Here is a 24,371-nt window from a genome sequence, read left to right as displayed (position 1 = left end):
GCTTTAAAGTAAGCGAATGCAAAAACTCGGCCTCATTGCCGGAAACGGCCACTTCCCATTCCTCCTTCTCGACGCCGCACGTGCCCACGGACTCACCGTCGTCGTCGCAGCCATCAAAGAAGAGACTGACCCGGAGATCGACTCCCGCGCCGCAGCCGACCCGAACATCCACGTGCACTGGCTCTCCCTCGGCGAACTCTCCCGCCTCATCGAGACCTTCCAGGCCGAGGGAGTCACCCGCGCCGTGATGGCCGGGCAGGTGAAGCACAAGCAGATCTTCTCCTCCATCCGCCCCGACTGGCGGCTCGCCAAGCTGCTCATGAGCCTGCGCACCCGTAACACCGATATGCTCCTCGGCGCGGTCGCGAAAGTCCTCGCCGACGAGGGTATCGAGCTCATCAGCTCCACCCAGTACCTTGAGCCGTTGCTCGCCAAGCCCGGCGTCCTCACCCAGCGCGCCCCCGACGAGGAGGAGCAGAAGGACATCGCCTACGGCCACACGGTAGCTCGCGCAGTGGCTGCCTACGATCTCGGCCAGACCGTCGTCATCGCCGCGCAGGCCTGCGTCGCCGTCGAAGCCATGGAAGGCACCGACGCCACCATCGAGCGGGCCGGAGCACTCTTCCGGACTCTCGAACACGACGAGCCCACCGGTGAGACCACCCTTCGCCGCTCCCTCACCGTCGTCAAGGTCGCCAAGCCCAATCAGGACATGCGCTTCGACGTCCCCGTCATCGGAGTCCGCACCATCGAGACCATGCGCGCCGCCGGTGCCACCTGTCTTTCCATCGAAGCTGGCCGCACTCTCCTCTTCGACCCCGAAGCGATCCTCGCCGCCGCCAACAACGCAGGCATAACCATCGTCTCCGAACCATGAGGGGCAGCGCGTTCCTCTTCATTTTTCGAAGTACCATAACTGCCATGAGAGCTTACGGGATCTGCCTGCTCGCAACATTCGCGTTCCACGCAATGCTTGCCCAGTCACCGCCAACAGGCAGAGTTACAGGGCATGTAACCTGCTCTGACACTCACACTCCTTGTCGATTTGGCACTGTCACCATCCAGAGCGCTCCAGCGACTAATGCGAGCGGAGTTTCATTACCACAACAGACTCACTCCTACTCCGTTGAAACAGACATTGATGGTGCGTACCAGATCGACGGCGTCGTTCCTGGGGACTATTACATCCTCGGCATGCTCGCTGGTTACATCTCACCATATGACCTTGTGATCAGTGAGTTTCAGGGCAATCCCTCTCTCACAGCTCAGGGCGCCGATGCAGCTCTTTCACGCATTACAGTCGAGCCGGGTACTACGGCTATTGCCAATCTAAGTCTGTCACGAGGTGCTTCGCTTAGCGGCACGGTTCATTACGACGATGGTGGCCCAGGCATCGATGTGCGCGTTCATCTCTATCGCCGTGATGGCAATAGACAATGGAAGATATTCCATAGCAGTGCCGGCAAGGGTGCTATGGCTCCACTCGGATTCGACCCACAGACCGACGATCGAGGACGCTTTTATCAGCCTGGGTTGCCTCCAGGAAGATACATCGTTGAAGTCAGTCTGCCCGAGGCTGTCGCTCTTCCTCAGAACATCCTTAACAACCATTCAGTAACTGCCGTACTTACCACACAGAACGCTCTGCGCGTTTACAACGGTAATAAGTACAGACTTTACGACGCCATGCCTATCGAGCTCCATGAAGGTGAATCCCGCACTGACGTCGATATCACCATCCCCACTACCGGGCTGCATTCACTTCGAGGCACTGTCACAATCAAGCCCGACGAGCGTGCCGTTACGTCGGGCGAGATCACTCTACTGGACCCCGAAGACGGAACGACACTACGTTCGGTATTTATCTTGGATGGGAGTTTTGTCTTCAATTACATTCCTGAGGGCTCATATCTTGTTCGGATAGTGACGCACGCAAGTAAGCAGGACAGCGGCGCTACGAGCACCGGAGAAACCCTGACAAGCCCGCTCGTCGTCGAAAGCGATATTCCTAATCTCACATATAGCCTTACTCCAAAGCATTAGAGCCGCTCTGTTCGATATAGAACTAGCTGGTCAAGCGCCCCGGAAGCGGAGGACCTACGCCTTGCCTCTTATCTTCGCCGCCCACCACCGCGAGCCCACCAGCAGGAACCGCCAGTCCTTGAAGAACTCCGGCGGCTTGCCCTCGAACGCGTGCCCGATGAACTGCAGCGCCCATCCCACCACAAACAACCCCACCGCCCACCACAGAACTCCGTGCCACACGATCGCGACGACGAACAGCGCGAGCGACAGGATGATCATCGGAATCCCAAAGGTGTGGGTCAGCCTGTTCAGCGGATGCTGATGGCTCTGTGAATACTCGGCGATCCAGCTCTCCCAACTACGTCCTCCAAGCATGCGCGGAATACTAAACCTCTCCGGCCACTGGAGGCCACGAAAAACCGCCGGTTCTGTATTTAGAAGCCCCCCAAAAAATCGCCACTTTCGTGCGTCCAAAATAGATGCATATACATCTACTGCAATAACACCATGACTGAGCTCCAAATCCCGGCCCTTCCCTGCACTTGCGCCACTCTTCGCCGAGCCTCCCGCGCACTCACCCAGATCTACGAAGAGGCGCTCCGGCCCACGGGCCTGCGGTCCTCGCAATTCACCATCCTGCAGGTGCTTACCCTTGCGGGCGATGTGACGCAGGGGCAGCTTGGCCAGATACTCGCGATGGACAGCACGACGCTGACCCGCACACTCGCCATCATGATCCGCGAGGGTTGGGTGACAAAGCGCCACGGCGACGACCGCCGCGAGTGGCGCATCAGCATGACTTCTGAAGGCAAGGCCCTGTTCAAGCGCGCGCTCCCCTTATGGGAGCAAATCCAAAGCAAGCTGCAGAGACAGCTCGGCAACTCGCGGTGGGAGCAGCTCATGGCTCTCGCCGATACAGTCACCAACGTAGCAACAACTGCGCCGGAGACTTAGCGGCGCAAGGAGACGCGTCATGACCCACACCCAAACCACTCACGGCCAAACCAATTACAGAAGCGTCGTGGCCTGGCTCATCGCAGGCTGGTCTATATTCGCCGTCACTGCATCGTCGTTCCACCTGTACCAGACCGCTCCAGGACAGCCGCCCATTGCGTTACTGCTCGCGGTTCTTGTTCCGATCTCGATCTTCACGATCTGGTATCTAACGTCGAAGCCATTCCGCGAATTCGTGCTCTCCATCGATCCGCGCACGCTCAGCACAATCCATTCGTTTCGATGGGCGGGATTCGTCTTCGTCGTGCTGTATGCGTACGGAATTCTGCCCGGCCTGTTCGCTCTGCCCGCGGGATTGGGAGACATGGCGATTGGACTCACGGCATTGCCGGTCGGTGCGCGGCTGGCGGCCCAGCGCTCGCGCTCGGGCTTCATCCGATGGAATTTATTTGGAGTCGCGGACCTCGTCAATGCGCTCTCGCTCGGCGCAGCCGTTGGCATTCTGGAGCCGAATGGGATCCCCACAGCGCCGATGACGGTGCTGCCGATGAGCTTCATCCCCACCTTCGGTGTACCGCTGTTTCTTATCATCCACATCATCTCGATCGCACAGGCAAGGCGCTGGCCGGCTGAGAACTACAGCGGCGTTACAAAACAGCCTGGTCTATCCGCGGCATAAAAACTTTTCAACTGACTGGATGATGGGACACCGCCATTCAAAAAACCACAGGAACGACCAACCCAAGAACCAATCCAGGAACCGAGGCTAACCGATGAAATTTATGATCGCTTTTCTCATCGCAATGCTACCGGCAGCGTGTACAGCGCAATCGCAGCCCGCGGCCGCCTCAGGCGTGCCCGGCGTAGCCATACCTAAAACCACCGAAGTGCTGGTCATTCTGACTCCTAGGCAGGGCGTAACCTCTCAACAAATCATGGCTGTCATCCCGGAAGAGGTTCGGGCAACCGTGAAGCTCTACCTCGACGGGAAGATCCGCGAGTGGTATTCGCGCGGCGATGGCAAAGGCGTCGTCTTTCTGGTCGACGCGAAGACCGAGGACGAGGCACGAGCCGTTATGGAAACGCTGCCGCTCGCGAAGGAACAGTTGATGGATTACCAGTACATTCCGGTCGGACCCTTGATGCCGCTCAGGGCATTGATGGGCCCAGGAGCGCAGCAGTGACTCTCCTCGCGATAGAGCGGAGTCCGCTCAACAAGCAGACTCCGCCTGCGTTTCCACTCTCTGCCTTTACGCCGCCAGCGCCCTTACCTGCTCCAGCGCCGGCTTCGAAGCTGCCTGAGCACAAGCAAGAAAGGCGGAGTCCGCTCGCTCCCATCGAGCGGACTCCGCCTTCTTGTCTTCAAACGTCTTTTGCTCTTGCTGGAGAGCAACGCCCAGGCTTAGGCAGCCAGTGCGCGAACCTGCTCCAACGTCGGCTTCAGGAACGACTCGCGATCGACAGCGCCCATCATGATCTGGGCCGCGCCGCCGGCGGTCACAAACCGCACATCGGTGATTCCGATGAAGCCGAGCACCGCGCGCAGATAAGGCTCGACAAAGTTCATCGTGCCGGCAGGGGTTCCCGCCTCATACACGCCGCCACTGGCAACCAGAACCGTTGCCTTCTTGCCCTGCAGCAGGCCCTGCGGTCCGTTCGCGCCGTAGGCGAAGGTCTTTCCGCTGCGGACCACCTGGTCGATGTAGAGCTTGAGGACCGACGGAATGCTGAAGTTGTGCATCGCAACACCGATCACGATCTCATCGGCCTTCTCGAGCTCGGCAATCAGAGCGTCCGAAGGCGCAAGCACGGCCTTCTGCTCCTCGGTGCGTCCGCCCTCGGGCGTGAACGCGGCGCCAATCCACGTCTGGTTCAGCGGCTTCGACGGGTTAGCCGCGAGGTCGCGCGCGATCACCTTACCGGCGGGGTTCTTCGCCTGCCAGGTCTTCACAAACTCATTCGTCAGCTCGCGGCTGATCGAGCTCTGCAGCGGACTTGAATCGACATGTAGCAGCGTAGCCATAAATCTAAATCTCCTTTGTGCGACAGAAGCCGTCTAACCAACGGGTGTCGTTAACAGAGTAGACGACAATTGTCGATTTAAGATTCTTTTTTCTTCTGGTAGCCTCTAATCGTTAGAAGTTATGCCTATCTCAGACTGCGAAGTTCGTGACCCGCGCATCCGCCGCACCCGGCAGCTCCTACAGGGAGCACTGCGCAACCTCATGGAGTCAAAGAGCTTAGACGAGATTTCGGTGCAGGACATCACCGATGCCGCGACAGTCAACCGCGCCACCTTCTACGACCACTACACCGACAAGTTCGCCCTGCTCGAAGCCATGATCGCCGGCGGATTCCACCACCTGTTGGCGGAGCGCAACGTCGGCTTCGACGGAACCTGCCCCTCGGCCGCCAGCGCCATCATTCTTGCCACCTGCGATTACCTCGTCCAGAGCCAATCCGGAGGCGACTGCACCAAGCAGCGTGCCTTCGACCCTCTCATCGACGCGGCCATCGTCGCGGCCATCCGCCGCACCATCCTCAAGGGCGTCGAGAACCAGCCCCTCCAGAACCCCGCCCTCACCCCCGAGATCGTCGCCACCGCTGCAAGCTGGGCGATCTACGGCGCGGCAAAGCAGTGGTTCCAGACCCCCGACCGCCCTCCCGCCACAGAGATCGTCGGGCCCATCCTCGGGATGGTCGTGCCGATTCTGAGCGAGACAGCAAGGCCTCCAGTCAGCGAGCCAGCCGTCCATCAAGCCAGCGAGTTAGCCAGCCAGTAAATCAACCAGTTAGCGTCAAAGACCCTGTCACTCCGGACGGGAGGACTTTGTCCGTGCTTCGGCTACAACAAAGGTCGAACTATGGAGCTGCCGTCCTTGTATGTGCTTCTAAGGACGGCGCACATCCGGTAGAGTGCTTGTGCGTAAGGAAAAGGCTGCTAGCCGGGGCCAATGAAACTCGTTAGGTTCTCGCCAGTGTGGCCGCTGAAATAGGTAGGCAGCCCTTCCTGGAGGCACTGAAATGATGGAACGGATCGAAGCAGCGTCGCCAAGTCAAGATAACAAGGCCACCTCAGCGTTCGATGACATCAAGATCCACGTGAAGTTCAAGCTCTTCGCATTGTGGTCTGCCGTGATGTTCTTCTACATCTATGGAGACTACTTCGAGCTTTATCAGCCTGGGAAACTGCAGGAAATGATCGTCGGAAGGATGGCTCTCGGTGCCGTCTCCCAGGGGGTCCTATTGGGGATGGCTGCGGTCATGGCAATTCCGAGCCTCATGGTGTTTCTGTCACTCGCCTTGCCTCCACGTGTGAATCGCTGGATGAATATCATTTTTGGCACGGTCTACACAGTGATCATGATTCTGGCGATGAAAGGTGGCTGGCACTTCTATGTCTTTTTCGCATTAGTAGAAATCACACTGACAACACTCATCGTCTGGTACGCATGGACCTGGCAGAAGCAGCCAACCCGTTAATCCCTTCCAATTCGCAACATACAGAGTGGGAAGTCCAGAGTCCTGCCACTGGATCAAACGCAACCAACTGATTCCATAGCCCACCCGCCGGAGAGCCGTCCTTTGAATCTCTAGCTTGATATCAAGCATCTCTATATCAAGCTATGTCGAACCCAGCACAACAACCCGACCTCAGCGGCATCCATCTCTGGCTCGTCCTCTGGAAGGCGGCTCGAGCCTTGGAGGCCCACTCCACCCGCAGCATTGCGCGCTTTGAGATGGGGCCCTCGGACTTCGGCGTCCTCGAAGCCCTGCTCCACAAGGGACCGCTCACCGTGAAGCAGGTGGGCGAAAAGGTCCTGCTCACCAGCGGGTCGATGACCACTGCAGTCGATCGCCTCGTCGCACGCGGTCTTGTGACTCGCTGCGACGACGCCACGGACCGCCGCGCGCGAATCATCAAGCTCACGCCCGAGGGCGGCGCGCTCATCGAACGTGCCTTCGCCCAGCACCGACAGGAGATGGAGCAGGCAGTCGCTGGCTTCAGCGACCCGGACCGCGCCGTTCTTCTGCCGCTTCTCCGGAAGCTAGGCCGCGCCACCGAACAGAGTTTTTGAACACGAAGCAGCAATCGGGAGCCTCGAACGGGCCCCGGAAGGAGCAACAACGACCATGACAACCGCAACCAGCACCAGCCAGAAGAAGGTCCTCGGCATCTATCGCCCCGGCTCGAACCACTGGGTCGGCGACGGCTTCCCTGTCCGCAATCTCTTCCCGTCCAACGGGCTCGAGAGCGAGGTCAACCCCTTCCTCATGCTCGACTATGCCGGCCCGAAGTACTTCAAGCCCGCCAAAACCGCGCGTGGCGTCGGCGAGCACCCGCATCGCGGCTTTGAGACCGTCACCATCGCCTACCAGGGCTCGGTCGCACACCGCGACTCCGCCGGAAACTCCGGGGTCATCTATCCCGGCGACGTCCAGTGGATGACCGCCGCCTCCGGAGTCCTGCACGAGGAGATGCACGAGGCCGACTTCACCAAAGAGGGCGGAACCTTCGAGATGATTCAGCTCTGGGTCAACCTTCCCGCGGCCGATAAGATGTCCAAGCCGCGCTACCAGGCCATCACCAAAGCGCAGATCCCCGTCGTTCCCTTCGCCAGCGGAAGCCCCAATGGAGGCTTTACCCGGATCATCGCCGGCGAGCTCAACGGACGAAAGGGCCCAGCGAAGACCTTCACCCCCGTCAACCTCTGGGATGTCGAACTCAAGGCTGGCGAGCGCGTCGAACTCCCGCTGCCTGCGGGCCACAACGCCTCGGTCGTCCTGCGCAAGGGCGACGTGAAGCTCAACGATGCCGCACTGACTGGCGAAGCCCTGATCGCGACGCTCAGCCCCGAGGGCGAGTCCATCACGCTCGAGGCCGTCGCCGACACGTCGCTCGTCATCCTCACCGGCGAGCCTATCAACGAGCCCGTCGCCAGCTATGGCCCCTTCGTGATGAACACCCGCGAGGAGATCATGCAAGCCGTCACGGACTACAAGTCCGGCCGCTTCGGCCAGCTCAACTAAGCTGCTGCGAGCAACACGTCTGGTCAAATTTGGGCCGGTCCGGAGAGATCCGGGCTGGCCTTTTCTTTTATCCCTTCGCCTTCCGCTGCTGATACTCCACGCTCCGCCGCACACCCTCTTCATACGAGGTCTTCCTGATCCCTCCCAGCAGCTTCGTCAGCGCTGAATCATCCATCAGCACCGGAGCCGTCTGCAGGTACTGCATCTCCACCATCTCGCGCATGAGGGGATTGAACAGCCCCACCAACCGCAGCGTCATCACTCCTGCCACGCGCAGCTTCGGCTTGCGTCCCGTCACGGCGAACGCCATCTCGGCCATCTTGCGCTGCGTCGTCGCGCCCGGCCCGGCGAGGTTCCACCACCTCCCGTAGGCCTCCGGCTTCTCGGCCAGCGCCAGCACCACCGGCCCCACGTCCGGCACGTACACGAACTCGTGCGGAGTATCGATCGGCCCGATCATGTTCGCTGTCCCGCCGTTCGCCGCAGCCGTGAATACCCCGTCCAGAAAGCTCTTCGTCACCCCAGGCCCGTAGAAATCCGGCAGACGTAGGATCGTCGCCTGAATCTTCCCGGCCCTGTGAGCCGCCAGAAGAACCTCCTCCTGCTCCTTGCGCTTCCGGCCCTTGTACGTCTGCGGATTCCGCGGATGCTCCTCCGTCACCTTCGCCGTCACCGGAGCGCCGTACGGATACACTGTCCCGATCAGCACCACGCGCTTCACACCCTCGGCGATCGCACCGTCCAGCGTCTTCTGCATCACCATCGGATGCTCCTCAAACCGGTGGTACGGAACCCCCACCAGGTAGATCAGCGTCTCCACGCCCCGCGCCACGGCTCGCACCGAAGCCGCATCGTCCGGGTTCCACGTCACAATCTCCGCTTGCGGGTTGCCGCCAAACGCCTCGGCCAGGCTCGCCCTGTCGCGGCCAACTACACGATATCCTTCGCCCCGGGCCTCAAGCGCATCCGCAATGCCGCGCCCAAGCGCCCCGGCGGCTCCAAATAAAGCGATCTTTCCCATACATCCTCCTCGTTTTCTCGAGAATATGAACGCCATTCATAAAACTGAACATCGTTCACCAAACACTGTTCAGTTTATACTGACCCCAGCGCCTGTCAAGAAAAACCATGAAAACCCAGCAACGCCGAGAGAAGGCCCGCCAGGACATCCGCCAGAGCATCCTCGACGAGGCCCGCGAGATCATCACCCGCGAGGGCTTCGCCGCCCTCACAATGCGCAAGCTCGCCGAGCGCGTCGACTACTCTCCGGCCTCCATCTACATGCACTTCCGCAACCGCGACCAGATCGCCAAGGAGATCAGCCGCGTCAGTTACGCCGATCTCCTCGCCACCCTTACCGCGGCCACCACAGACGCCATCGCCACACCCGCTGCCCGCTTCCGCGCGCTCTGCCACGCCTACGTCAGCTTTGGCCTCAAAAATCCGCAGACCTACTCGCTTATCTTCATGGAGGACCCCGCCTACCTCACCGCCGTCTTCGCCGAACAGTCCGCCGACGACCCCGCCACCCGCTCCTACACGCTGCTCGTCGAGATCGCGCAGGACCTCATTGCCGCCGGATTCCGCGCCAACAAGGCCACCCCCATCGAGTTGGCCGAGACCATCTGGGCCGGGCTCCACGGCATCGTCAGCCTCAAGCTCACCTGCCCCGCCTTCCCCACCTCACCCGCCGAGACCCTCACCAGCCTGATGGCCGACACCTTCCTCCAAGGCCTCGCCACACCCACACCAGCCAAAAAGCACAACCGACCTGGAATAAAACCGTCGGCTTGACCCTTATCTTTCTTGAGATTTGCATCGATGAGACTCTTCCACTGCGCCCTTGTCAGCATCACTGCTGGGATCACCGCTGGGATCACCGCATTGCTGTGCGTCGCGCAGATTTGTGCCCAATCGCCTACCGCCGAAACACCCGAGGCAAACCCCGGCCGTCCGACCGTCTCAACTCCCGCGACGTTGACTCCCGTGGGATACCTGCAATTCGAGAATGGCGGCCTCTATGCCAACACCTCGCCTGAATTCGACACTCGATTCGGAATCAACCAGGTCACCAAATTGACCGTTGCGTCCCGGCTTCAGTTGCTTGCCTTATCCGAGCCGCACGTCCATGCCAACGGAGCGACTGGAGATGCCCTTTCGGGGAACCGTCCCGGCGAAGTCTTCGCCGGAGTGCAAGCAGTTGTGTTGCCAGGGGAGGGCCACAAACCCACCATCAGCCTCAGCTACATCCGCCGCCTCTACGAAAGTCCCGCACCGGAGGTCGACATCGGGACCTTTCGTCAGAGCGCGCTCTTTCTCTTGAGTGAAGATTTCGGCGGTTTCCACTTCGATATGAACGGTATCTTTTCCGAACAGGCCCAAGGCATCGTTCGTCGCGGGCAGTTCGGTCAGACCCTCTCTGTCTCTCATCCGCTCGGGCCGTTCACCGTGGCTGGAGAACTCTGGCACTTTACGCAGCCACTCATCCGCGGGAATGCTGTTGGCAACCTGTGGGCGCTCTCCTACCCAATCAGGAAGAATCTGGTGGTAGACGCCGGATTCGATCATGGCCTTACCTCCTCCTCAACCCAATGGGAGGGCTTCGCAGGCTTCACCTACCTTCTACCTCACCGGCTTTGGAGGTCTCATGGTGAACAATAGAGGTAGAGGCAACACGATGACACAGACATCGCATTGCCAGCCGGCAGCGGAGTACGGCGGCAAACCAGATGCGCGTCGCTATGTGTTCGTGCTCCAGGCGATCACCATCGGCTGGATGCTCGTCGAGGGCGGTGGCTCGTTTGTCGCTGCGGCCAGAGCGCGCAGTCTCCCGATAGCAGCCTTCGCCTCGGACAGCTTCGTCGAGCTTCTTTCAGCGGTTGTCATTATGCTTCAGTTCGGCAAGGCCTTCAGAGTCTCAGCTCTCAGGGCGGCTCGCATTGCAGGCGGCCTGCTCTTTCTCCTTACGGGAGTTATCGTTATGCTTGCTCTGCTTGCTGCCCGTTACAAGGTAGTTCCAGAGCGCAGCTACCTGGGTATGGGGATCACCTTGGGTGCACTTCTCATCATGCCGATTCTGGCGGTGTTGAAACGCCGCCACGCAAATGCGACCCGCAATCGCGCCTTGGCTGCTGACGCCGTGCAGTCTGCGACCTGCGCCTATCTTGCCGCGATCACGCTTCTATCCCTGCTGCTTCAGGCAATACATCCGCTTTGGTGGATCGACTCGGCAGCCGTTGCCTGCCTGATCCCTCTGCTGCTGGTTGAGGCTCGCCGCGCGTGGAAGGGACAGGCTTGTGGGTGCTGCTGACGCAAATCTTTTTCTCTGGTCCGGCTGAGAGAGCAGGCTTCTGAAGGACAGCCCTCCAAAAGCCACGAAATAAGCCATCGACCCGCTTTGATCTCAGGAGTCAAACTTCACGCCGGTAAGGTCTTCGCTCAAGGTCCACAACCGTTCCGCTGCCTCCGGATCGATTGCATAAGCGCCTTCGGCAACGCCTTCAAGCGAGTGATGGGCAAAGCTCCCAGGCGGTATCAGCGCGAAGCTACTGAGCATGGTATGTTCTCACTAAATGAACCGTAGGCACTTTCTCAGCTCCTCTGCCGCACTCGCTGCTGCGGCGTGCTCGTCATCTCTGCCTCTGGCCGCGCAAACGAATCCTGCCGCTTCTCCAGACTCAGCTCAGACCCCGGACGCCCTGAATCCGGGAGGCATTCGTGTCGCAGGCATCCGCATGGTTCCCGTATTCGGAGGCAAGTACAAGGTCTGGACCAAGCGGATGGGCGCAGGTCCGGTGAAGGTGCTGTTGCTGCATGGCGGCCCAGGCTTCTCGCACGATTACCTCGAGGCGATGGAGTCCTTTCTACCGCAGGCCGGCATCGAGATGTACTACTACGACCAGCTTGGCTGCGGCAACTCTGATCGGCCGGACGATCCCACACTGTGGACGCTCCCGCGCTATCTCGCTGAGGTCGAGGAGGTCCGCCGTGGTCTCGGCCTCGACCACTTCGTTCTCTACGGCCACTCCTGGGGCGGCATCCTCGCGATCGAGTACGCGTTGAACTTCCCGCAGCCTCTGCGCGGACTCGTCATCTCCAACATGACTGCCGGCATCCAGTCCTACCTCAAGCGGACCGCTGCCCTGAAGACGCAGCTTCTTCCTCCCGCAACCCTGACGCGGTTCAACGCGATGGAAGCAGCAAAGGACTACGACAATCCCGAGTACCAGCGCATCGTCATGGACGATCTGTATACGAAGATGATCTGTCGTCTCCAGCCCTGGCCCGAGCCCGTCACTCGCGCCTTTGGCCGGGCAAACGACAAGATTTACAACCAGATGCAGGGGAAGAGCGAGTTCGAAGTTACGGGAAATCTTCGCGACTGGGAACGCTGGGACCGTCTGCACGAGATCAAAACGAAAGCGCTCACCCTCGGTGCGGCCCACGACGAGATGGATCCGGCGGACATGCAGAAGATCGCATCACTGATGCCTAACGCCACATCCGCCATCTGCCCCAACGGAAGCCATCTGGCAATGTGGGACGACCAGGCCACCTACTTCCATCACCTTCTTGCTTTTCTGAAAGCCGTCTAGCTCCGGGTCTCTCCGGCGTGATGCCTGGCAGTCTTCATCAACGTCAACTCATAGGCATCCGCTGTCGTGGGTAGCGTGCCTGGCGCAGCCACGCCGAAATGCACAGCCAGAACAAGCAACAGAATAGAGTAGAACCTACCTCATAAATCAGCAAGCTGTGTTTGCTCGCACTCGGTGAACTTCCGTATTGCCGGTAATACGGCAGCTACCGCGCTGAGCGGCACTGAAGCCGGATGTCGAACTTCCACGCGATGAGACAATCGTCCCATGTCGACTGGAATGTTCATGGGTATCCGCGGCTCGTACACGGAAGATTCCCGAGGTCTCGCGGACACCCTAGTGAAAGCGATCAACGAGGTACTCGCGGCGAACCGATTTGCTGCATACATCGATCCTGACCCACCGCCAAATGTCTACATCGGACACATGTTTGGGCGTTCAGCCCTCGATCACCACTCTTCCCGTGTCCTAATCGAGGTCGCATATCGGGGCACCCAATTGATGAACAGTGCCCATCTCGCCCTCGTCCGCGACAACCCCTACAGAGTGGTCTTCGTGCCTGCGAAGCTCCGGAAACCCTACGAGACCAAGTACCAAGAACGGATAGCGGGGAACATGATTGCGATATGGGTCGGTTCGCTCGATGGACTGCTGGAAGAACTCGGCTGGCTCGCTGGCGATCTTGGCATACCAATTGAAGACGGACAGGTTTCTGACCAGACCGCAGCGGCAATCAATGATTACCAACCCTTCCGCGAAGGAGACTCAATGGAACTCATCGAGGACTTTAGAACAGCGTGGCTGGCGCTACATGAAGGTGCTCGATTGGCGAAAGAGGCTGGGGTCGCACTAACACTGGCAGGGTGAATAGCGGGATAACGAGCGTGTTGTCGGCAATCCGGAAGTAATTGTGCCAAGCTTCACCCACCAGAGGCATTTATGAGATGGGTTCTAGACTGGTCGGTCTATCGATTCAGAAGATTCATCCCTGGCGCTTACTAGCTTTCCGAGCTGCGGCCGAACCACAAGAGGCTTCCTTGCGAAGGTTGCAGGTTATGCTCAACGCAGCTAAATTAGCAGCGAGAGTTGGAACTGACATGAAAGGGCCCGTCCCAATGGAATCCGCCTCTGCATTCATCGACCAGAAGATCAAGGAACTTGGAGACTGGCGCGGGAAGACCCTCGCTCATCTCCGTCAGCTCATCCACGATGCCGACCCCGACATCCAGGAGGAGTGGAAATGGGTGAAGCCCGCGTCGCCCGGCACCCCCGTCTGGTCCCATGACGGCATCGTCTGCACAGGGGAATCGTACAAGCAGGTCGTGAAGCTCACCTTTGCTCGCGGAGCCTCCATCGAAGACCCGAAGACGCTCTTCAATTCCAGCCTGGAAGGGAACGTGCGGCGTGCGATCGATCTCCGCGAAGGGGAGAAGATCAACGAAGCTGCCTTCAAGCAACTCATCCGCGCCGCGGTGGCGGCCAACTCCGCAGCGCGCGCTCAACGGGTAGCCAGGAAGAAATAAGCCCGGCTCTCAGGGGTATGACGTACAAACGGCCTTTCGCAACAGAAGGGGAGTTATATGCTTCAACCCACGGAAGGCCGTTAGCTGTCCTTGCGATAAAGGAGCTCGCGGATCGCCTTTCTCCTGGCCTCGTTCGCTTCACTCTGGGCCTTGCGTTCGTCGGCGTCCATGCGGCGCTTCGTTACGGGGTCTATTACTTCATCGGAGGCGCTGCACTCCGGGCACCGATTGGCGAAACCGGGCTTATCCGGCTTCAACTCGAACTCTTCTGAACAGATGACACAAACTTTGATGGGAAAAGCCATTTCATCTCCATAATAAAATCCGATAAACCCATCGACAAATCCACCGATAAACACATCGGCAAACCCATCGACAAATCCATCATGGCGCGTCCATTCCCTCTCGATCTTCAGCAGGAATGCGCGACGCGCCGTTCGCGCTACTCCGTGCTTCCCGTCACAAAAAGCTGCTCCGGCTTAGCTGCAATCACGCGATACAGCGCGAACTGCCGCGAGCTCTGCCCGCGCAGCTCAAACAGCAGGCTCGCGCGGTTGCTCGCCTCCGCGTCGACCGCATCCACCAGCAGCATCCTCGGCGTGCGGTCCAGATGCACGGAGTCCGTCACGCTCGCCATCGCCAGATTCAAGTCGCCCAGGCCTCCGCCCAATCCATTCGCCTGCGCTACTACCGTCACATACCTCAGCTCCGCGCCCACGCCATCCGTGTGCGCCATGTACACAAAAATCGGATCACCCCCATAGCTCAGCGTGAAACCACGCAGCTCGTCATCGACCAGCGCCACCCCCACAGGAGCCGCGCTCGTCTTCGCCCCCGTCCCGTGCGCCCTCGTCCCGTTTGCACCCGTCCCGTGCGCACCCGCCCCGCGCGCTGCCGCCGTCTTCGTCGCCGCCGTCTTCGCCGCCGGAGCGGACGTGGCCACCGAAGCAGCCCGCGTCGCCGTCTTCGCCGGAATCCCGCGCTTCAACACCGGAGCCCCCGGGTCCGCCTCCGCCGTCGCAGCCACCGCCGAGGAGTCCGCGGCCTTCGCACTCCCCGCAGTCGCCCCCGTTCCCGACCCCGACCCCGAAGCGCCACTCGCAATCGCGACCGGAGCGGGCCCGCTCTTATACGTCGCCAGCTTCGCCCGCGCCAGAGCCTGCATCTTCGCCAGCACCACCGCGCGCTCCTGATCGTCCTCCCACGCCCGCGCAAACACATGCGGCTGCCGGTTCGCTGCGTCCGACACCGCCACCATCTGGTGCATGTCCGCCGGAATCCCCTTCAGCCCCGGAAGGTCCTCGTCCCGCATCGACCCCGGCGCCTTGCCGTGGTGCAGCGTCGGCCGGTCCGGATCGTCATTCAGCGCCAGCCCCGCACCGCCGCTCACCGAATTCCTGTCCTTCGCCTTCTTCGCCTCCTCCGGCGACCGCCGCTTCAGCGTAGGCCGATCCGGATCGTTGTCCTCCGGGCTGTTCCCGCCGGCCGCGCCACTCCCGCTCGAAGCCGTCGAATCACCGCCACTCGAATCATGCCGCTTCATCGTAGGCCGGTCAGGATCATCCGCCGTCGAGCTGCCAGACGCAGACCCCGAGTCCGTCTTCGTCCCTGCATCCGGGCTCTTGATCACCAGATGTGGTTTCCCCGCATCCCCACCCGAAGCCACAATTACCGGCGGCGTCTTCGAGGGCTGCAGCTTGTTCACCGCCACCAGCGGAGAAGCGTGGTAGACCCCATAGCCCAGCCAGCCATCCTCAAACAGCACATCGCCCGCCGCATCCGTCGCCTGCACATGCCGCGCAAACGACAGCTCCAGCGTCCCCTTCGGCTCGCCGCTCGACTCCAGCTCGTAGACGTTCCCCGTCAGCAGAGCAAACGGAACCGGCCGCGAGACGTACACTCCCGCGTCCCGGTACTCCCCCTCGATATAGATCGACACCGGAACCAGCCGGCTCGCCTTCGGTCTGGCCAGATCGCCCGTCCACTCATACACGCCCACCGCGCGCACCACCTGCTCAGGCTTGGCGACCTTGTGTGTCTGTCCCCACGCCGCATCGCCCGCAGCACACCCTGCCAGCGAAACCGCCAGCCCCAGCCAACCCATCCTCACGCCAAACCCACTCTTCCTCATACGCCTTGTCAGAAGTTTAGACGCTCACTCTCACCCCAAAGTCCACGCCTCTCCGCTCCGTTACTATGGCACTCAGTGAACCCGCCGCTCCTCCAAGTCGAAAACCTCTCCATCGCCTTCGGCTCCCGTCCCGCCGTCGACAGCATCTCCTTCCACATCAACGAGGGCGAAACCCTCGGCCTCGTCGGCGAATCCGGCTCTGGAAAGTCCGCCACCTCGCTCGCCGTCCTGCGCCTGCTCCCTCCCAGCGCGACCATCACCGGCTCCGTCGCCTTCGCCGGCTCCAACCTGCTCACGCTCTCCGAGGACGCGATGCGCCGCCACCGCGGACGCGACATCGCCATGATCTTCCAGGAGCCCATGACCGCCCTCAACCCGGTCATGCCCATCGGCCAGCAGATCACCGAGGCACTTCAGGTCCATCACCGCAACCTCTCTCGCACCGCCATCCGCGACCGCGTCCTCGAAGCCCTCCACGAGGTTGCTCTCCCCGACCCCGAGCGCCGCCTCCGCGACTACCCGCACCAGTTCTCCGGAGGCCAGCGCCAGCGCATCCTCATCGCCCAGGCACTCATCAACCGCCCGCGCCTCATCATCGCCGACGAGCCCACCACCGCGCTCGACGTCACCGTGCAGGCCCAGATCCTCGCGCTGCTCAACCGCCTCCGCCTCTCGCACAACCTCTCGATGCTCTTCATCTCTCACGACCTCGCCGTAGTCTCGCAGGTCGCCGACCGCGTCGCCGTCATGCACCGCGGCTCAATCGTCGAGCAGGCCCCCGCCCGCGAGCTCTTCCGCTCGCCGCAGCACCCCTACACCCGCCGCCTCCTCGCCTCCGTCCCCACCATGCAAACCGACCGCACCCAACCGCTGGCCACTCTCGCCTAAGTATCAAACCTGATTTGTGTTTGAAGGTATTCAAAGCAATCTGCCCGTCTGACCGAGTACCTATGAATCTCTGAACATATGCCGACATATCGGGACCGACCCGGTCCAATGAGTGCATTAGCGATTTGGCACTCGTCGAGCTCGTCCAAATCCAAACTTCCGTATTGCCGACAATACGTCCGCTTCGCAGTCAATGAGTGCATTGCCCTGTTGTCACGAGTTGAGTAAAGGCCGGGTGCCGGATAATTTTCCGAATGAATGCCGGCCAGCCGTTGCCTTCTAGCCTATTTGGAAGTTGCTCAAGGCTGCTCAAGGCTGTACGCTGGCACGACTCTCCGCATTTCAAGTTGAGGTCCGCATGACGACTTCCGTCGAAGCTCTTCCGCAGACGCCACCAGCGTCGAGGAAGATGGCTGCCGTCCTGAATCGCTGGTTCTATTTCGGTATGACTCTCCTGGCAACCGCTATCGTGGCATACGGTTTCGCGAGACGGATTGAACCGCGGTTGCTTGAGGGGCCGCCACGCCCGGTAATCCTTTGGGTCCATTCCATTCTGTTCTCCCTCTGGATGGCGTTCCTTATTGCTCAGTCGGCACTGGTACGGGTGCGCAACATAACGATGCACCGAACGTTAGGGTGGGGCGGGGCCGGACTGGCAACGGCGATGACGGTGGTGGGCGTTGTCACGTCCGTTGTGATGACTCGTTTTGAGCTCCAGTACCTGAATGCTCACCCGCTTTTCGCGCTGAACGGCATACATCATGACGGGCTTGCGCGCATGCGCCTGGCCGCGCAGCTGGGTTCTTTGTGGAATATCGCCTGCTTCACTGCGCTGTTCTGGCTGTCTGTCTACTGGCGAAGGAAACCGGAGCTGCACCGGCGGCTAATCCTACTGGCGACCTGTATGCTGCTGGCGCCCGCCTTTTCGCGGTTTCCGCAGCCGTTCGCGCACTACTCCTATTACTGGGTTGCCGCCGTGATTTTACTGGGCGTGGCCCGCGACCTTATCGTCACCCAGCGGGTTCATAGGGTCTACTATTGCGTGCTGCCCATCCTCATCGTGGGACAGCAGTTCGTGGAACACACAATGCTGGCGGAGCCTGCGTGGTGGATGCGGATTGCTAGCTTTATCGTGCGATAGAGGCAAGGACATCGAGATCGTTGCCGGCTGGGCAGGAAATGCGGTGATCTTAACTCAGGTGGCGCATCATCGCCGAGTCACTCACCGAGATTCTGCGAAACGCGGCATTTTGGACGTATTACCGGCAATGCGGAAACTTCGATCTCAATTATTGCCACCAGGGCAATGCACTCATTGAACGCGATTTGGACAAAGTCAGAGAATAGGTAACGACAAACGCGCTTGTGTGGATGAATCGGTGGCAGAATGACAAGACATCATCAAAACATCTCCACAAGGCAACAAGTCTTTCCGGCGAGCAGACGTATTCCCGCCGTCACATGCTCTGCCTGTAACCTATTACCCATGCCGTCACGCACCACCTCCCCCTCCCTCTTCGCCGAAGCCCCCCAGCCCGCCTCCACCGCGCAGCCCTCCCATGGTTGGATCAACGCCCACTGCGACGGCGGAGCCCGCGGCAATCCCGGCCCTGCCGGCTACGGAGCCGTCATCACCGGCCCCAGCGGTGAGCCCATCGCCGAGCTCAGCGAGTTCCTCGGCGTCCGCACCAACAACTACGCCGAGTACTCCGGCCTCCTCGCCGTCCTCCAGTACGCGCTCGACCACAACCACCCCCGCCTCCGCGTCGTCTCCGACTCCGAGCTCATGGTCAAGCAGATTCAGGGCAAGTACAAGGTCAACTCCCCAGACCTCAAGCCCCTCTGGCAGGAGGCCAAATCCCGCATCGCCCGTCTCAAGGGCTTCGAAATCTCCCACGCCCTGCGCCACAAGAACAAGGACGCCGACCGCCTCGCCAACGAGGCCATGGACCGCGGCATGAAGAGGCCCCACGCCCCCGGCCAACCCGCCCCCGCACCGCTCAAGGCCACGCCCTACCCACAAAAATCCGAAGCCCCACCCAACCCAGACCAGCCTCCAGCCCAAACGCCAGCCCAGCCCTCAACCCAGTCCGGCACAATGCTCCGAGGCTTCACCCGCGACGGAGTCATCCACATCCTCGGCGGCCACAACCTCCCCAACGGAATCTTCGTCAAGATCATCCGCGAGTAGCACCTTTTGGTTGTCATTCCGACCATCATTTTTGGTTGTCATTCCGAGCGAGGCCGAGGAATCTGCTGTTCGCCTGGAGAGCCACCAAAGCTCGGGCGCCCCATTCATGCCGCAGCCTCATCGCGGCATGGGTGGGAAATAACCACGCCTCCCAGCCACAGAGCCGCTCACCTTTCTGGTTGTCATTCCGAGCGAAGCCGAGGAATCTGCTGTCCGCCTGAAGAGCCACCCACGCTCGGGTGCCCCATTCATGCCGCAGCCACATCGCGGCATGGGTGGGAAAGAATCCCCTATCCCCACCCGGCCTTTGCCTTTCCTGTCCTAGACAGCCACCTGGACTCATAAGCCTCAACTAGCCCCTCGCCCCCACTCCATTCCCCCTGGCCCGAGCGAGCTCTCCCATCGGCCGCAGCGTCGTTGCTCCATTTCCATTCCGCCGATGCCCATTCACCTGTGTCTCCGGCAGCGTCACAATCACCGTCATTGCAGGAGCATCGCCAACACACGAGTAGCTGTGCACCGTCCCTGCGTCGAAGTACGCTGAATCCCCTGGCTCCAGCGTGTGCGCTGTCTCCCCGTGCCGCACCTCCAGCCTTCCCGACATCACAAACAGAAACTCGCACCCCGCATGCTGATGCGCCCGTCGCTCACGCCGCGCCTTGCACGGCAGAAACTCCGCATAGTACGGATCGAGCTGTCGATCCGGAACCAGGTACGCCAGGCTCTCAAAGAAGTACTCCGGGTCCCCCACCCCGCTCTGTGGCAACCGCACCCTATCCTTCCGCCGATGCAGCCGGAACAACGCCGTCGGATCAGGCTCAAAGAAATAGGTCAGGTCCTTCGAGAACACCATCGCGATCCGCGCCAGGTTCCGCAGCGTCGGGACCACCCTCCCCGTCTCCAGCTGCGACAGATAGCTTGCCGAGAGCCCCGTATGCCGCCCCAGTTCCACCAGCCCCATCGACCGCTTCAACCGCAGTGCCTTGATGCGCTCGCCGATGCGCTTCTGCGCAATCAGGTCCTCCACCACCTCGCCATCGACATATACCTTCCGCGGGTCGTGACCCTGACCCTCCCCTTCCATCGCCGTGCCAGGAGGCAACGAAAGCTTCTCAGAACGCGAATCTGCACGAGACGAAGAGAAGGTCACAAGCGGCCTGCCTCAAAAAAACAGATTTGGTATGCAAACAGATGTTGCGACGCCATCAAATGGATGTCCACCCCACTGCATTTAAGGCCCTGATCACGTTCACCTTCGCGCCCTTCGCGTTTTGCCTTTGCGCCCTTTGCGTTCGCCTTTGTCTTTGCCGTTGCATTTTATTGTCACTTCGCAACGCAGCAGCCTGCCCTGAGCGAAACTCCTGTCAAGCCCCCAAACCACTCAACCAAAACAAAACAAACCACTTCCCCGTGGCAGAGTAGTTCCTGTCAATCCATTAAAATAGAACTAAGAACAGGCTCGCCCCGGCAGGGCAGTTCAACGAACAACTAACAACCAGCAACTAACAACCGTATTTTCAATACTTTGATACCTAACCCCTTTGAATGGAAGACCTTACATTCAAGGTCCAGATCTAAAGCCAATAGAATGAATATTTTGCACGAAAACACCCCAGGGGGGAGTACCCCCTGAAGATGCTACCCTCGGAGATGTCATGAAGATCCTCGTCATCGGCGGCGGAGGCCGCGAACACGCCCTCGTCTGGTCTCTCCTCAAATCCCCCTCCGTCACCGAGGTCGTCTGTGCCCCCGGCAACGGAGGCATCGCCGCCATCGCCCGCACCGAGCCGGTCAGCGTCAACGATCTCACCGCCATGATCGCCCTCGTCGAGCATGAGAACCCCGCCCTCACCGTCATCGGCCCCGAGGTCCCGCTCGCCCTCGGCCTCGTCGACGCGCTCCAGCGCCGCCACCACCGCGTCTTCGGCCCCACGAAGGACGCCGCGCAGCTCGAATCCTCGAAGGCCTTCGCCAAGTCCTTCATGCAGCGCCACGGCATCCCCACCGCCGCCTACGCGCTCTGCACCACACTCGACCAGGTCCGCGAGGAGCTCCTCCGCTTCTCCCTCCCCGTCGTGGTCAAGGCCTCCGGCCTCGCCGCCGGCAAGGGCGTCGTCATCTGCCACACCCGCCTCGAGGCCGAGTCCGCCGCCGGCGAGATCTTCTCCGGAGTCCTCACCGGCGCTCCCGACCCTGAGATCGTCCTCGAGGAGTTCCTCACTGGCGAGGAGGTCTCCTTCTTCGCCCTCTGCGACGGCAAGCACGCCCTGCCCATCGCCACCGCGCAGGACCACAAGCGCGTCGGCGAAGGCGACACCGGCCCCAACACCGGAGGCATGGGAGCCTACTCCACCGACGGACTCCTCACCCCGGCCATGACCCACTGGGTCACCAGGAACATCGCCCAGCGCACCGTCGACGGCATGAAGTCTGAAGGCACACCCTTCAAGGGAATCCTCTTCATCGGCCTCATGATGTCGCCGCGCGGCCCCATGGTCCTCGAGTTCAACACCCGCTGGGGAGACCCCGAGACCGAGGCCATCGTCCTCCGCCTCGAAACCGACATCCTCGACCTCTTCAACGCCTCCATCGACGGCAACGCGCAGGGCCTTCCCATCCGCCTCAAGCCCGGAGCCAGCGCCACCGTCATCGCCGCCAGCGGAGGCTACCCCGGCAAATACGCCTTCGGAAAGCCCATCAGCGGAGTGACCAGTGAAGCCGCAGACGGCGTCGTCATCTTCCACGCCGGAACCGCCATCAAGGACAACCAGCTAGTCACCGCCGGAGGCCGCGTCCTCGCCGTCTCCGCCGCTGCTCCCGATCTGGCAACCGCGCTGGACCGCATCTACACGCGCCTCGAAACCATCTCGTTCGAAGGCATGCACTACCGCCGCGACATCGGCTACCGCGCCTTGAGAGGAGAATAGAAGCATGAGCGAACCCATCCTCACCGCGCAAGACGTCCTCAAGTGGTACGAGACCACCTCCGACCACTGGCGCAAGTTCCTCGCCGAGCACCCGGACATCCTCGCCATTCCCTGCGACATCGCCAACACGAAGACCATCGCCGAGTTCATGCAGCACATCGTCGCAGTCGAACTCCGCTACGCCGAGCGCATCGCCCACATCCCCGAGACGCCCTACGAGCAAGTCGCCTACGACTCGGTTGAAGCCCTCTACGCCACCCACGACCGCGCCACCCAAATCTTGAAGCGAGCCCTCGCCGCGAATCACGACTGGAGCGAGATGATCGAGTTCCAGACCCGCTCCTACGGTTCCCTGCGCGCCTCGCTCAAGACCATCTACTTCCACGCGCTGCTGCACAGCCTGCGCCACTACGCGCAACTCGGCACGCTCGTCCGCCAGCACGGCTACAAACCCACCTGGCCCGGCGACTACCTCTTCATTGGAGTCGAGCGAGTCTAGCTTCTCTCTTGGTTGTCATTCCGCAGCGCAGCGGAGGAATCTGCTTTTCGCCTTACCGAACCGCCACCGCAGGCAGAATCTCCGACACATCCACCCACGACGTCGGATAGTCGCCTGTGTAGCAGGCTGTGCAGTAGCCATTCGGTGTCGCGTCGCCGCTCGTGCAGCTATGCAGCATCCCTTCGAGCGACAGGTACGCCAGCGAGTCCGCCTCGATGAACTGCCGTATCTCCTCGACGGAATGGTTCGCCGCGATCAGGTCCTTCTTGCTCGGAGTATCGACGCCATAGAAGCACGGCGAGATCGTCGGCGGACACGAGATGCGCAGATGCACCTCTTTCGCGCCCGCGGCCCGTACCATCCGGACGATCTTCCGCGACGTCGTTCCCCGGATGATCGAGTCGTCGATCAGGATGACGCGCTTGCCCTCAAGCAGCGAGCGCACCGGATTCAGCTTCATCCTCACGCCGAAGTCGCGCACGCGCTGCTCCGGCTGGATGAACGTCCTGCCGACGTAGTGGTTGCGAATCAGCCCGAGGTTGAACGGAATCCCCGACTCCGCCGCGTAGCCCAGCGCTGCCGTCACGCCCGAGTCCGGCACCGGCACCACGAGGTCGGCAGGCACGCCCGACTCACGCGCTAGCGTGCGGCCCATCAGCTCGCGGCTCTGCTGCACCCAGCGGCCAAAGATCTTCGAGTCCGGCCGCGCGAAGTAAACGTGCTCGAAGATGCAGCTCGCCTGCTTCGTCGTCGTGTCGAAGTACCGCGAAGTCACTCCATCCTCGGAGACCATCACCAGCTCGCCCGGCTTCACATCGCGCTCGTACTTCGCGTGCAGCAGGTCGAACGCGCACGTCTCGGAAGCAAACACAAACGTGTCCGGCGCGCCATTGACGCCGGGAATCCTACCCATCGAGAGCGGACGCAGACCATGCGGATCGCGCGCGGCGAAGATGCGGTTGCGCGTCATCATCACGATGGAGAACGCGCCCTCAACCTGCGAGAGCGAGTCGGCGATGCAGTCGACCAGCGTCGTCTGCTTCGAGTGGGCGATGAGCTGCACAATGATCTCGGAGTCCGACGTCGTCTGGAAGACGGCGCCGTCGCGCTCAAGACGTTCCTTCGAATTGCCAAGATTGACGAGGTTGCCGTTATGAGCAATCGCGATGAGTCCCTTCGTGCTCTCGACCGCAATCGGCTGCGCATTCAGCAGCGCCGAGTCGCCCGTCGTCGAGTAGCGCGTATGCCCGATCGCAAGATAGCCCGGCAGCTTCGCCAACACCTCATCGGTGAAGATCTCCGACACCAGGCCCATGCCCTTGATGTCGTTGACCTCCTGTCCATCGGCCGAGGCAATCCCCGCCGACTCCTGCCCGCGATGCTGCAGCGAGTACAACCCCCAGTACGTCAGCCGAGCCGCATCCGGATGGTTGTAAATCGCCATCACGCCGCACTCTTCACGCAGCTTGTCGAAATGTCCGTCAGCTTCGCACAGAGTCACGTCGTCCTCAGCGAACATCGCTTCTTGGTTGTCATTCCGCAGCGCAGCGGAGGAATCTGCTGTTCCAACAGCATTCAACGCCATAAGCTCATCCTGAATCAGAAGG

The 24,371-nt window shown here is 60.9% G+C and carries 28 protein-coding genes; 20 read left to right on the top strand and 8 right to left on the bottom strand.

Annotated features, from left to right (window positions below):
* Window positions 1-16: 16 nt before the first annotated feature.
* Window positions 17-877 carry an LpxI family protein gene (locus OHL16_RS10845; RefSeq protein WP_263367141.1) on the top strand — a complete coding sequence of 287 codons (861 nt, stop codon included), beginning with the start codon at window positions 17-19 and terminating at the stop codon, window positions 875-877.
* 44 nt (window positions 878-921) lie between these two features.
* The gene (locus OHL16_RS10840; RefSeq protein WP_263367140.1) at window positions 922-2,043 is read left to right on the top strand and encodes a carboxypeptidase-like regulatory domain-containing protein; all 1,122 of its coding nucleotides are present in this window, start codon (window positions 922-924) and stop codon (window positions 2,041-2,043) included.
* A 54-nt stretch (window positions 2,044-2,097) separates the two neighbouring features.
* On the opposite strand, the gene OHL16_RS10835 is transcribed toward OHL16_RS10840, so the two are convergent.
* On the bottom strand, window positions 2,098-2,400 hold the full coding sequence (locus OHL16_RS10835) for a DUF962 domain-containing protein (RefSeq protein ID WP_263367139.1): 303 nt from the start codon (window positions 2,398-2,400) through the stop codon (window positions 2,098-2,100).
* Window positions 2,401-2,532: 132 nt separating this feature from the next.
* Between OHL16_RS10835 and OHL16_RS10830 the strand changes: the two genes are divergently transcribed.
* The 3 genes from OHL16_RS10830 to OHL16_RS10820 all read left to right on the top strand — a co-directional run bounded on the left by OHL16_RS10830 (window position 2,533) and on the right by OHL16_RS10820 (window position 4,163).
* Window positions 2,533-2,979, top strand: coding sequence for a MarR family winged helix-turn-helix transcriptional regulator (locus OHL16_RS10830; protein ID WP_263367138.1), 447 nt, complete (start codon window positions 2,533-2,535; stop codon window positions 2,977-2,979).
* 19 nt (window positions 2,980-2,998) lie between these two features.
* Window positions 2,999-3,658: a hypothetical protein gene (locus OHL16_RS10825; RefSeq protein WP_263367137.1), complete on the top strand. Its 660-nt coding sequence runs from the start codon at window positions 2,999-3,001 to the stop codon at window positions 3,656-3,658.
* Window positions 3,659-3,752: 94 nt separating this feature from the next.
* The gene (locus OHL16_RS10820; protein ID WP_263367136.1) at window positions 3,753-4,163 is read left to right on the top strand and encodes a hypothetical protein; all 411 of its coding nucleotides are present in this window, start codon (window positions 3,753-3,755) and stop codon (window positions 4,161-4,163) included.
* 218 nt (window positions 4,164-4,381) lie between these two features.
* On the opposite strand, the gene OHL16_RS10815 is transcribed toward OHL16_RS10820, so the two are convergent.
* Complete coding sequence (locus OHL16_RS10815) at window positions 4,382-5,002, bottom strand: FMN-dependent NADH-azoreductase (protein ID WP_263367135.1); 621 nt, start codon at window positions 5,000-5,002, stop codon at window positions 4,382-4,384.
* Between the two features lie 121 nt (window positions 5,003-5,123).
* Between OHL16_RS10815 and OHL16_RS10810 the strand changes: the two genes are divergently transcribed.
* From OHL16_RS10810 to OHL16_RS10795, 4 genes are all read left to right on the top strand, one after another.
* Window positions 5,124-5,762 (top strand): TetR/AcrR family transcriptional regulator, encoded by a 639-nt coding sequence (locus tag OHL16_RS10810; RefSeq protein WP_263367134.1) that lies wholly within the window; start codon window positions 5,124-5,126, stop codon window positions 5,760-5,762.
* A 241-nt stretch (window positions 5,763-6,003) separates the two neighbouring features.
* The gene (locus tag OHL16_RS10805; protein WP_263367133.1) at window positions 6,004-6,462 is read left to right on the top strand and encodes a DUF6326 family protein; all 459 of its coding nucleotides are present in this window, start codon (window positions 6,004-6,006) and stop codon (window positions 6,460-6,462) included.
* Window positions 6,463-6,605: 143 nt separating this feature from the next.
* Window positions 6,606-7,058 carry a MarR family winged helix-turn-helix transcriptional regulator gene (locus OHL16_RS10800; RefSeq protein WP_263367132.1) on the top strand — a complete coding sequence of 151 codons (453 nt, stop codon included), beginning with the start codon at window positions 6,606-6,608 and terminating at the stop codon, window positions 7,056-7,058.
* Window positions 7,059-7,113: 55 nt separating this feature from the next.
* The gene (locus OHL16_RS10795; protein WP_263367131.1) at window positions 7,114-8,010 is read left to right on the top strand and encodes a pirin family protein; all 897 of its coding nucleotides are present in this window, start codon (window positions 7,114-7,116) and stop codon (window positions 8,008-8,010) included.
* 67 nt (window positions 8,011-8,077) lie between these two features.
* On the opposite strand, the gene OHL16_RS10790 is transcribed toward OHL16_RS10795, so the two are convergent.
* Window positions 8,078-9,031, bottom strand: a complete 954-nt coding sequence (locus OHL16_RS10790) for an NAD-dependent epimerase/dehydratase family protein (protein WP_263367130.1) — start codon at window positions 9,029-9,031, stop codon at window positions 8,078-8,080.
* Between the two features lie 107 nt (window positions 9,032-9,138).
* Between OHL16_RS10790 and OHL16_RS10785 the strand changes: the two genes are divergently transcribed.
* Genes OHL16_RS10785 through OHL16_RS10775 form a run of 3 tightly spaced genes read left to right on the top strand, consistent with a single transcriptional unit; the run spans window position 9,139 to window position 11,320 of the window.
* On the top strand, window positions 9,139-9,804 hold the full coding sequence (locus OHL16_RS10785; RefSeq protein ID WP_263367129.1) for a TetR/AcrR family transcriptional regulator: 666 nt from the start codon (window positions 9,139-9,141) through the stop codon (window positions 9,802-9,804).
* A gap of 27 nt (window positions 9,805-9,831) precedes the next feature.
* Complete coding sequence (locus OHL16_RS10780; protein WP_263367128.1) at window positions 9,832-10,671, top strand: hypothetical protein; 840 nt, start codon at window positions 9,832-9,834, stop codon at window positions 10,669-10,671.
* 16 nt (window positions 10,672-10,687) lie between these two features.
* On the top strand, window positions 10,688-11,320 hold the full coding sequence (locus tag OHL16_RS10775; RefSeq protein ID WP_263367127.1) for a cation diffusion facilitator family transporter: 633 nt from the start codon (window positions 10,688-10,690) through the stop codon (window positions 11,318-11,320).
* 93 nt (window positions 11,321-11,413) lie between these two features.
* On the opposite strand, the gene OHL16_RS10770 is transcribed toward OHL16_RS10775, so the two are convergent.
* The gene (locus tag OHL16_RS10770) at window positions 11,414-11,566 is read right to left on the bottom strand and encodes a hypothetical protein (protein WP_263367126.1); all 153 of its coding nucleotides are present in this window, start codon (window positions 11,564-11,566) and stop codon (window positions 11,414-11,416) included.
* A 16-nt stretch (window positions 11,567-11,582) separates the two neighbouring features.
* Here OHL16_RS10770 and OHL16_RS10765 point away from each other — a divergent pair, with 16 nt between their 5' ends.
* From OHL16_RS10765 to OHL16_RS10755, 3 genes are all read left to right on the top strand, one after another.
* The gene (locus OHL16_RS10765) at window positions 11,583-12,605 is read left to right on the top strand and encodes a proline iminopeptidase-family hydrolase (RefSeq protein ID WP_263367125.1); all 1,023 of its coding nucleotides are present in this window, start codon (window positions 11,583-11,585) and stop codon (window positions 12,603-12,605) included.
* A gap of 267 nt (window positions 12,606-12,872) precedes the next feature.
* Entirely contained in the window at window positions 12,873-13,472 is a 600-nt protein-coding gene (locus OHL16_RS10760) for a hypothetical protein (RefSeq protein WP_263367124.1), read from the top strand.
* 248 nt (window positions 13,473-13,720) lie between these two features.
* On the top strand, window positions 13,721-14,128 hold the full coding sequence (locus OHL16_RS10755) for a DUF1801 domain-containing protein (protein ID WP_263367123.1): 408 nt from the start codon (window positions 13,721-13,723) through the stop codon (window positions 14,126-14,128).
* Between the two features lie 80 nt (window positions 14,129-14,208).
* Here the strand turns inward: OHL16_RS10755 and OHL16_RS10750 are convergent, their stop codons facing one another.
* Window positions 14,209-14,433 carry a hypothetical protein gene (locus OHL16_RS10750; RefSeq protein ID WP_263367122.1) on the bottom strand — a complete coding sequence of 75 codons (225 nt, stop codon included), beginning with the start codon at window positions 14,431-14,433 and terminating at the stop codon, window positions 14,209-14,211.
* Between the two features lie 137 nt (window positions 14,434-14,570).
* Window positions 14,571-16,238 (bottom strand): hypothetical protein, encoded by a 1,668-nt coding sequence (locus OHL16_RS10745; protein WP_263367121.1) that lies wholly within the window; start codon window positions 16,236-16,238, stop codon window positions 14,571-14,573.
* Window positions 16,239-16,334: 96 nt separating this feature from the next.
* Here OHL16_RS10745 and OHL16_RS10740 point away from each other — a divergent pair, with 96 nt between their 5' ends.
* The 3 genes from OHL16_RS10740 (at window position 16,335) to OHL16_RS10730 (ending at window position 19,338) form a co-directional block, all read left to right on the top strand.
* A complete protein-coding gene (locus tag OHL16_RS10740) occupies window positions 16,335-17,147 on the top strand; it encodes an ATP-binding cassette domain-containing protein (protein WP_263367120.1) in 813 nt (270 codons plus the stop codon).
* A 358-nt stretch (window positions 17,148-17,505) separates the two neighbouring features.
* A complete protein-coding gene (locus OHL16_RS10735; protein ID WP_263367119.1) occupies window positions 17,506-18,288 on the top strand; it encodes a hypothetical protein in 783 nt (260 codons plus the stop codon).
* 345 nt (window positions 18,289-18,633) lie between these two features.
* Window positions 18,634-19,338, top strand: a complete 705-nt coding sequence (locus OHL16_RS10730) for a ribonuclease HI family protein (RefSeq protein ID WP_263367118.1) — start codon at window positions 18,634-18,636, stop codon at window positions 19,336-19,338.
* Between the two features lie 352 nt (window positions 19,339-19,690).
* Here the strand turns inward: OHL16_RS10730 and OHL16_RS10725 are convergent, their stop codons facing one another.
* Window positions 19,691-20,440, bottom strand: coding sequence for a helix-turn-helix domain-containing protein (locus OHL16_RS10725; protein WP_263367117.1), 750 nt, complete (start codon window positions 20,438-20,440; stop codon window positions 19,691-19,693).
* Window positions 20,441-20,993: 553 nt separating this feature from the next.
* On the opposite strand from OHL16_RS10725, the gene purD reads away from it, so the two are divergent.
* Together purD and OHL16_RS10715 are read left to right on the top strand one after the other, a co-directional pair.
* A complete protein-coding gene (gene purD / locus OHL16_RS10720) occupies window positions 20,994-22,265 on the top strand; it encodes a phosphoribosylamine--glycine ligase (protein WP_263367116.1) in 1,272 nt (423 codons plus the stop codon).
* Between the two features lie 4 nt (window positions 22,266-22,269).
* Window positions 22,270-22,764 carry a DinB family protein gene (locus OHL16_RS10715; protein ID WP_263367115.1) on the top strand — a complete coding sequence of 165 codons (495 nt, stop codon included), beginning with the start codon at window positions 22,270-22,272 and terminating at the stop codon, window positions 22,762-22,764.
* A 52-nt stretch (window positions 22,765-22,816) separates the two neighbouring features.
* Here OHL16_RS10715 and purF read toward each other — a convergent pair whose 3' ends face one another.
* On the bottom strand, window positions 22,817-24,283 hold the full coding sequence (purF, locus tag OHL16_RS10710) for an amidophosphoribosyltransferase (RefSeq protein ID WP_263367450.1): 1,467 nt from the start codon (window positions 24,281-24,283) through the stop codon (window positions 22,817-22,819).
* Between the last annotated feature and the right edge of the window lie 88 nt (window positions 24,284-24,371).

The sequence above is a fragment of the Edaphobacter bradus genome, from assembly GCF_025685645.1.
Lineage (GTDB): Bacteria > Acidobacteriota > Terriglobia > Terriglobales > Acidobacteriaceae > Edaphobacter > Edaphobacter bradus.
This window is presented reverse-complemented; position numbering and strand designations above follow the sequence as displayed.

Coding starts and splice junctions, on each gene's coding strand:
- OHL16_RS10845 (WP_263367141.1), top strand. CDS start 17: ATGCAAAAACTCGGCCTCATTGCCGGAAACGGCCACTTCCCATTCCTC.
- OHL16_RS10840 (WP_263367140.1), top strand. CDS start 922: ATGAGAGCTTACGGGATCTGCCTGCTCGCAACATTCGCGTTCCACGCA.
- OHL16_RS10835 (WP_263367139.1), bottom strand. CDS start 2,400: ATGCTTGGAGGACGTAGTTGGGAGAGCTGGATCGCCGAGTATTCACAG.
- OHL16_RS10830 (WP_263367138.1), top strand. CDS start 2,533: ATGACTGAGCTCCAAATCCCGGCCCTTCCCTGCACTTGCGCCACTCTT.
- OHL16_RS10825 (WP_263367137.1), top strand. CDS start 2,999: ATGACCCACACCCAAACCACTCACGGCCAAACCAATTACAGAAGCGTC.
- OHL16_RS10820 (WP_263367136.1), top strand. CDS start 3,753: ATGAAATTTATGATCGCTTTTCTCATCGCAATGCTACCGGCAGCGTGT.
- OHL16_RS10815 (WP_263367135.1), bottom strand. CDS start 5,002: ATGGCTACGCTGCTACATGTCGATTCAAGTCCGCTGCAGAGCTCGATC.
- OHL16_RS10810 (WP_263367134.1), top strand. CDS start 5,124: ATGCCTATCTCAGACTGCGAAGTTCGTGACCCGCGCATCCGCCGCACC.
- OHL16_RS10805 (WP_263367133.1), top strand. CDS start 6,004: ATGATGGAACGGATCGAAGCAGCGTCGCCAAGTCAAGATAACAAGGCC.
- OHL16_RS10800 (WP_263367132.1), top strand. CDS start 6,606: ATGTCGAACCCAGCACAACAACCCGACCTCAGCGGCATCCATCTCTGG.
- OHL16_RS10795 (WP_263367131.1), top strand. CDS start 7,114: ATGACAACCGCAACCAGCACCAGCCAGAAGAAGGTCCTCGGCATCTAT.
- OHL16_RS10790 (WP_263367130.1), bottom strand. CDS start 9,031: ATGGGAAAGATCGCTTTATTTGGAGCCGCCGGGGCGCTTGGGCGCGGC.
- OHL16_RS10785 (WP_263367129.1), top strand. CDS start 9,139: ATGAAAACCCAGCAACGCCGAGAGAAGGCCCGCCAGGACATCCGCCAG.
- OHL16_RS10780 (WP_263367128.1), top strand. CDS start 9,832: ATGAGACTCTTCCACTGCGCCCTTGTCAGCATCACTGCTGGGATCACC.
- OHL16_RS10775 (WP_263367127.1), top strand. CDS start 10,688: ATGACACAGACATCGCATTGCCAGCCGGCAGCGGAGTACGGCGGCAAA.
- OHL16_RS10770 (WP_263367126.1), bottom strand. CDS start 11,566: ATGCTCAGTAGCTTCGCGCTGATACCGCCTGGGAGCTTTGCCCATCAC.
- OHL16_RS10765 (WP_263367125.1), top strand. CDS start 11,583: ATGAACCGTAGGCACTTTCTCAGCTCCTCTGCCGCACTCGCTGCTGCG.
- OHL16_RS10760 (WP_263367124.1), top strand. CDS start 12,873: ATGTCGACTGGAATGTTCATGGGTATCCGCGGCTCGTACACGGAAGAT.
- OHL16_RS10755 (WP_263367123.1), top strand. CDS start 13,721: ATGGAATCCGCCTCTGCATTCATCGACCAGAAGATCAAGGAACTTGGA.
- OHL16_RS10750 (WP_263367122.1), bottom strand. CDS start 14,433: ATGGCTTTTCCCATCAAAGTTTGTGTCATCTGTTCAGAAGAGTTCGAG.
- OHL16_RS10735 (WP_263367119.1), top strand. CDS start 17,506: ATGACGACTTCCGTCGAAGCTCTTCCGCAGACGCCACCAGCGTCGAGG.
- OHL16_RS10730 (WP_263367118.1), top strand. CDS start 18,634: ATGCCGTCACGCACCACCTCCCCCTCCCTCTTCGCCGAAGCCCCCCAG.
- purD (WP_263367116.1), top strand. CDS start 20,994: ATGAAGATCCTCGTCATCGGCGGCGGAGGCCGCGAACACGCCCTCGTC.
- OHL16_RS10715 (WP_263367115.1), top strand. CDS start 22,270: ATGAGCGAACCCATCCTCACCGCGCAAGACGTCCTCAAGTGGTACGAG.
- purF (WP_263367450.1), bottom strand. CDS start 24,283: ATGTTCGCTGAGGACGACGTGACTCTGTGCGAAGCTGACGGACATTTC.